Origin of the sequence: Pantoea sp. ME81, assembly GCF_903970985.1 — a bacterium.
GTDB classification, from domain to species: Bacteria; Pseudomonadota; Gammaproteobacteria; order Enterobacterales; family Enterobacteriaceae; genus Pantoea; species Pantoea communis.
Genome location: NZ_CAJCKS010000061.1, coordinates 23,187 through 29,186, shown reverse-complemented (window position 1 = coordinate 29,186; position 6,000 = coordinate 23,187). Strand labels below are relative to the sequence as shown.

Sequence of the window (6,000 nt, the reverse complement as noted above, 5' to 3'; positions counted from 1 at the left end):
ACTGCTGATCCTGAATGAAGAGTTCTCGCTTAATCGTCAGTTGATGAAGGCATTTCAGCGTCAGGGGCTGACGCCGGAGATTGCGGTGCGCAGCGCGCAGTGGGATTTCCTGGCAGCAATGGTACAAGCCGAAATGGGACTGGCAATTTTACCCGAGCCGATTTGCCAGCGGCTGGATAAGCAATCGCTGCTATGGTTGCCACTGGAATCGGAGTTGCAGTGGAGTCTGGGTTTGATCTGGCGAGAAGGCAGCTATCTGTCGCGCAGTGCGCAGGCGTGGATAGATTGCTGCCGCGAGCATTGGCCGGACGCGCCGCCACGGTTATCGGTGTAGCGGCGCTATATGCTAGCTGTTGAGCTGTGCTTACTCCTCTTTCTCAATCAACAACGCTTCCAGCAGGTCGAGATCGCGCAACAGCTTCTGCATCGTCTCGTTGGAGATCTCCTGCGTCGCGCGCAGATGGTAAACCTCGGCGCGCTCGGCACGCAGGGCATTGAGGCGGAAACGACGCTCCAGGTTTTCGGCAAACAGCGCCTGATCGACCTCATCTTTGCCCACCACGCGGCGGCGCAGATTGCCAATCACACGCAGACTGACCTCTTTCAACAGTTCCGGATCGATATTCTCTTCTGCATCGTTTTCCAGTCGCTGCTCCATTTTGTGCAGGCTCTCAATCGCCACATTGGCCATTGCCGCACGCGCATGCTGGATTTCACGGCGATGTCCCGATTTATCGGTACTTTCCATACCGCGTAACAATATCGGCAGCAGAATCACCCCGACAAACAGCGAGAACAGAATCACGCCGGTGGCAATAAACACCAGCTCATAGCGCGCCGGGAACGGTTCGCCATTGCTAAGAAACAGCGGAATCGACAGCACACCGGCCAATGTAATGGCACCACGCACACCGGCAAAAGAGGCGATGAGCAACTCACGGAATGAGTAGTTTGAGAATTCCAGCGGCTTCTTCTTCAGGAAACGCAAACTGGCACGTTGCATCATCCACAACCAGCCAAAGCGCACGATCATCAAGGCGACATACACCAGGGCAACATCGGTGAACAGCATCCACAGCTCGACGTTCGGATCGGCATTGGCTTGCGCGACGGAGGTTTCCAGAATGTCCGGCAGTTGCAGGCCCAGCATCAGGAACACCATGCCGTTAAACACAAACTCCAGCATCTGCCATACGCTATTCGCACGTAAACGCATCGCCAGCGGTGCCTGGCGGATAATGCCAGAGCGCGTGATGGTCATACCCGCCGCAACTGCCGCGAGGATACCTGAAACGCCCAGATGCTCAGCAATCAGATAAGAGGCGAAAGGCAGCAGCAGCAGTAGCACGGTTTGCGTCGCCGGATCGTCACCGCTCCAGCGGCTCAGCAGACGCAGCGAGCGGCCATATAGCCAGCATACCGCCACACCGGCGACAAGACCGCCGACCGCCACTTTGAGGAACTCCACGCTGGCGCCGCCCCAGGTAAACACCATGGTGCCCATCGCCACCGCGACCGCAAACTTCAGTGATACCAGGCCGGATGCGTCGTTCATCAGGGCTTCGCCCTGCACAATCGACATGATCTTTTTCGGGATGCGCCCTTCCCCGACAATGCCGGAGAGCGCCACGGCATCGGTAGGTGACAGCACCGCAGCCAGCGCGAAGGCAGGGATCAGCGGAATACCCGGCACCAGCCAGTAAATCAGATAACCAATTCCGACCACGGTAATCAGCACCAGCACCAGTGCCAGGCCCATGATTTCGCGTCCGTGGTGCAGGAATTCGTTAATCGGCGTTTTCCAGCCATCGGCAAACAGCAGCGGCGGAATGAACAGCACGAGGAACAGTTCGGGGTCAAAATCGACATGCAGGCCAAAGCTTGGCACGGCCAGCAATGCACCAGCGGCAATCTGCACCAACGGCAGGGGAATTTGGAACGGCAATATGCGCGCCGCCACGCCGGAGAGTGACACCACCAGCGTCATGATGAGAATAGTAAAGAAGATTTCCATGCTTTCCTTAGGCGAATCAATTTCATTAAAGCGATGTTGTTGCGCAGGAAAGTGTAAAACAAAACGCCGCACAAAGGGGCAACCCTGCGTGCGGCGTGAACCAGAAAGAGACTTATCTGGAAATAAGCGCGTTCAAAAGTCAGATGGCCCAGCCACCCGCGTAGAAGACCACCAGGGCAACAGCAATCACCACGGTGCCCACGTTCAGCCTGCGCCATTCACCCGCAAAGAGGCGGCCAATCACCAACGAGCCGAAGCCGAGCATGATGCCAGTCACGATGTTGCAAGTCAGGACGATGAACACGGCGGTGACCAAACCCGACATCGCATCGACAAAGTCATTGAAGTCAATCTTCGCCACGTTGCTCAGCATCAGCAGGCCAACGTACATCAACGCTGGCGCCGTCGCGTAGGCCGGAACCAGATAGGCCAGCGGGGACATAAACAGAATCAACAGGAACAACAGACCGACGACAATCGCTGTCAGGCCAGTTTTACCGCCCGCAGCCGTTCCGGCTGCAGATTCGATATACACCGCCGCAGGCGAAGCACCGACTAAACCGGCAAACAGGCTGCTGACGGAGTCGGTGGTCAACGCGCGGCCACCGTTAATGATCTGGCCGTCTTTATCCAGCAGATTCGCCTGGCCCGCCACTGCACGAATGGTGCCGGTGGCATCAAATACCGCGGTCATCACCAGCGCCAGCACACTTGGCAGCACCACCGGTTGCAGCGCACCCATGATATCGAGACTAAACATCGCGGATTGGCCGTTGGCATCCTTCAGGCTCGGCATAGCGAATAGCCCCTGATAGGTGACAGCCGGATCAAAGATCAGACCCACCACAGAAATCGCTACGATGGTCAGCAAAATTCCGCCTGGCACACGACGTTTTTCCAGACCAAAGATGGCCGCCAGCCCGATCAGCGCCATAATCACCGGGAACGAGGTGAAGTGGCCGAGTGCCACCGGCAAGCCCGGCGCTGGGTTCTTCACAACCAGGCCAATACCATCGGCCGCAATCAGCAGCAGGAACAAGCCAATACCGACTCCCGTGCCGTGCGCCACGCCCATCGGCAGGTTACGCAAAATCCAGGCGCGAATCCCGGTGACCGAAATCAACGTGAACAGCAAGCCCATCAGGAATACCGCGCCAAGGGCAACCGGGACGCTAATGTGCTGGCCCAGCACCAGGCTAAACGCGGTGAAGGCGGTCAGGGAAATCGCACAGCCGATCGCCATGGGCAGGTTGGCCCACAATCCCATGATGATCGAACCAAAGCTGGCGACCAGGCAGGTCGCTACAAACACGGCAGTCGGCGAGAAGCCGGCTTTACCCAGCATACCCGGTACGACAATGACGGAGTAAACCATGGCTAAAAAGGTGGTTAGCCCCGCCAAAATTTCCTGACGCACGCTGCTGCCGCGTGCCGAGATGTTGAACCAGGCGTCCAGTTTTCCACTGGCCGGGCGTGAGTCGCCAGACATAGTAAATCCTCTGCGTTTTTTAAGATGTAATGAGCCCCACGGCCCGCGTTTGCGCATCATCCTGGTGAAGGTTCTCAAAGAGAAAAGAGGCAAACGTTTACGTGGCCGCGTATTCCAGGTCGTAAAAGGGGGACACGGAAAAAGGCAAACGATTATCTGGCGTTTGCTATGGGGTTTTCAACTACTAATCGATTATCAGGCAGGATAAAGCGCAGACTGGCGCGGGTTAACAATGTGGTTACACTGCTTTTGGCGAAACTTAAGGGGTCGGAACTGGCTGGAAAATATCGATATTTTTCATTCATCGCACAGTTTTCCTCTCCAACTGCACCGATGGTAAGAGGTGGATGCCTCATGAAGCGATAATTAACTTGAGGCCCAGCAAAGGCCAGCCCGAAGAGCAAAGCGTCCGCGCCATGGACGGCGCGGCCGATCTGCATGGATGCGTTATTCCTTTGCGATCGGGCGGGCCTTTGATGGGCATGGCAATCAACTCACAGCGATAATCCACAGCACCCAACCCACAACGACTAACCCACAGCACTCAACCTATAGCACCCAACTCACAGCACCCAACCCACAGCACTGCAGCGACAAACTAACTAAACGTAATCGCCCCGCCCTGCTCAATCGCGCGTTGCCAGGCAGCACGTTGCTGCATCGATTCCAGCCAGCGTGCGGTGGCCGGCATCTCTTTCAACGATCCCCGCACTTGCAACGCCAGCAGCGGGAAACTCATCTGCACATCGGCGATGCTAAACCGTGACCCGGCGAAATAACGATGCTGGCTAAGATGCTGCTCAATCACGTCGCCGTGCAGTTTTAGCTGCTTGTTCAACCAGGCCTTCTGAATCCCTTTGCTCAACGCCACGCCTGCCGGACGTAAAATCCACGGCACCGGCTTCTTCCCGAGTTGCCCAAACACCAGCTTCATCACCAGCAATGGCATCAGCGACCCTTCTGCGTAATGCAGCCAGTAACGCGCCTGAATCTGTTCATCCTCGTCCGTGATGGCGAACAAATGCTCGCTGTCATATTTCTGCTGCAGATACGCCAGAATCGCCCCTGACTCGGCGATCACCCGATTGCCATCGGTAATCACCGGCGACTTCCCCAACGGGTGAATTTTCTTTAATGACTCTGGCGCCAGCAGCGTGTCCTCGCGCTGATAACGTTTAATTTGATACGGCACCGACAGCTCTTCCAGCAGCCACAACACGCGATGCGAACGGGAATTTTCCAGATGGTGAACGGTAATCATGCGGTTTTCCTTGCCGGTCAAAGTCTCCCGGCAAGTATAGCGGATTAACCTTTGTGCTCGTCTTGCTCAGGATCGAGTAACACCGCCCCCGAACCTTGCTGTGCCAGACGGTCACCGGGATTGCGCAGTGGACAATCGCGCATCGATAAGCAGCCACAGCCAATACACCCATCCAAATCGTTGCGCAGGCGCGTCAGGGTTTCGATACGCTTATCCAGCTCTTCACGCCAGTGCTGCGTCAGCGCATCCCACTCCTGCGTCGACATACGCTTGTTGGCTGGTACATGCATCAAACTGTCGCTGACAGTGGCCAGCGGAATACCGATGCGCTGCGCAATCTTGATAATCGCCACACGGCGCAGCACATCGCGGCTGTAACGCCGTTGATTGCCGCCATTGCGCGAACTGAAAATTAAACCTTTGGTTTCATAAAAGTGCAGCGCGGAAACGGCCACGCCGCTACGTTTCGCCACTTCACCCGGCGTTAACACCGGTTTTGGGTAATTGCGTTCTTTTTTCATTTAGGGCCTTTACCTCAAGTTAACTTGAGGAATTATACTCGCACCCCATCAAAACTTCGAATTTCAAACCCGATAAACCTTTCAGAAGGATGAGGCTATGATGCAACAGGAAATCATTCATTCACTGACACACTGGATCGATGAAAATCTGGATAAGGCCCTGTCGATCGACGAAGTGGCAGCAAAATCCGGCTACTCAAAATGGCACCTGCAGCGTATGTTCCGTACCGTGACGAAACAAACGCTGGGTGGCTATATTCGTGAGCGCCGCCTGACTCTGGCCGCTGAAGCGTTACGCCAGACTCAGCGTCCAGTGTTCGATATCGCGATGCAATACGGTTACGATTCACAGCAAACTTTTTCGCGCGTGTTCCGCCGTCAGTTTTCCCAGACGCCGACCGCCTATCGTCACACCATGCGCCGTCAGGCGATGATTCAGCGTCCGCGTCTGCTGAGTTTCGATTGCAGTGAAAACATGAACAGCTTTGCCCAGCGCACAACCGGCGAGTGCTGCCCGGTTCAGTGACATTCTGCGCGCCCTTCACGGGCGCACCTTCCCGCTTTGCCTCTGCCATCTCCCCCGCTTCGATAAAAATCTTTCTACCATACCAGGTATAAATTTTGTTCAAACTTTCAAATCGGGTGATATAATGTGACCCAAGTCACAGATTTACCCCCGCGTAAGACGGCCAGAAGGGCCTCCCTGACCCTCCTT

7 protein-coding genes are annotated in these 6,000 nt (G+C 55.8%); 2 read left to right on the top strand and 5 right to left on the bottom strand.

Annotation, left to right across the window (positions count from 1 at the left end; all coding sequences use genetic code 11):
- Positions 1-334, top strand: a 334-nt coding sequence (locus H7A81_RS13130; RefSeq protein WP_255478963.1) for a LysR substrate-binding domain-containing protein, incomplete at its 5' end; no start/stop codon positions are given.
- Positions 335-364: 30 nt separating this feature from the next.
- On the opposite strand, the gene H7A81_RS13125 is transcribed toward H7A81_RS13130, so the two are convergent.
- The 5 genes from H7A81_RS13125 to soxR all read right to left on the bottom strand — a co-directional run bounded on the left by H7A81_RS13125 (position 365) and on the right by soxR (position 5,285).
- Positions 365-2,014 carry a Na+/H+ antiporter gene (locus H7A81_RS13125; RefSeq protein WP_166933901.1) on the bottom strand — a complete coding sequence of 550 codons (1,650 nt, stop codon included), beginning with the start codon at positions 2,012-2,014 and terminating at the stop codon, positions 365-367.
- A 139-nt stretch (positions 2,015-2,153) separates the two neighbouring features.
- The gene (locus H7A81_RS13120) at positions 2,154-3,503 is read right to left on the bottom strand and encodes an NCS2 family permease (protein ID WP_182057715.1); all 1,350 of its coding nucleotides are present in this window, start codon (positions 3,501-3,503) and stop codon (positions 2,154-2,156) included.
- 152 nt (positions 3,504-3,655) lie between these two features.
- Positions 3,656-3,943, bottom strand: coding sequence for a hypothetical protein (locus H7A81_RS13115; protein ID WP_182057714.1), 288 nt, complete (start codon positions 3,941-3,943; stop codon positions 3,656-3,658).
- A 158-nt stretch (positions 3,944-4,101) separates the two neighbouring features.
- A complete protein-coding gene (locus H7A81_RS13110) occupies positions 4,102-4,764 on the bottom strand; it encodes a glutathione S-transferase family protein (protein WP_182057713.1) in 663 nt (220 codons plus the stop codon).
- A gap of 44 nt (positions 4,765-4,808) precedes the next feature.
- Positions 4,809-5,285 carry a redox-sensitive transcriptional activator SoxR gene (soxR, locus tag H7A81_RS13105; protein ID WP_034826898.1) on the bottom strand — a complete coding sequence of 159 codons (477 nt, stop codon included), beginning with the start codon at positions 5,283-5,285 and terminating at the stop codon, positions 4,809-4,811.
- 97 nt (positions 5,286-5,382) lie between these two features.
- On the opposite strand from soxR, the gene soxS reads away from it, so the two are divergent.
- Positions 5,383-5,811, top strand: coding sequence for a superoxide response transcriptional regulator SoxS (gene soxS, locus H7A81_RS13100; RefSeq protein ID WP_034826899.1), 429 nt, complete (start codon positions 5,383-5,385; stop codon positions 5,809-5,811).
- The last annotated feature ends 189 nt before the right edge of the window (positions 5,812-6,000 follow it).

What these genes read in the sequence shown, in the direction of transcription:
- H7A81_RS13110 (WP_182057713.1), bottom strand. Translation starts at nt 4,764, where the DNA reads ATGATTACCGTTCACCATCTGGAAAATTCCCGTTCGCATCGCGTGTTG.
- H7A81_RS13125 (WP_166933901.1), bottom strand. Translation starts at nt 2,014, where the DNA reads ATGGAAATCTTCTTTACTATTCTCATCATGACGCTGGTGGTGTCACTC.
- soxS (WP_034826899.1), top strand. Translation starts at nt 5,383, where the DNA reads ATGATGCAACAGGAAATCATTCATTCACTGACACACTGGATCGATGAA.
- H7A81_RS13120 (WP_182057715.1), bottom strand. Translation starts at nt 3,503, where the DNA reads ATGTCTGGCGACTCACGCCCGGCCAGTGGAAAACTGGACGCCTGGTTC.
- H7A81_RS13115 (WP_182057714.1), bottom strand. Translation starts at nt 3,943, where the DNA reads ATGCAGATCGGCCGCGCCGTCCATGGCGCGGACGCTTTGCTCTTCGGG.
- soxR (WP_034826898.1), bottom strand. Translation starts at nt 5,285, where the DNA reads ATGAAAAAAGAACGCAATTACCCAAAACCGGTGTTAACGCCGGGTGAA.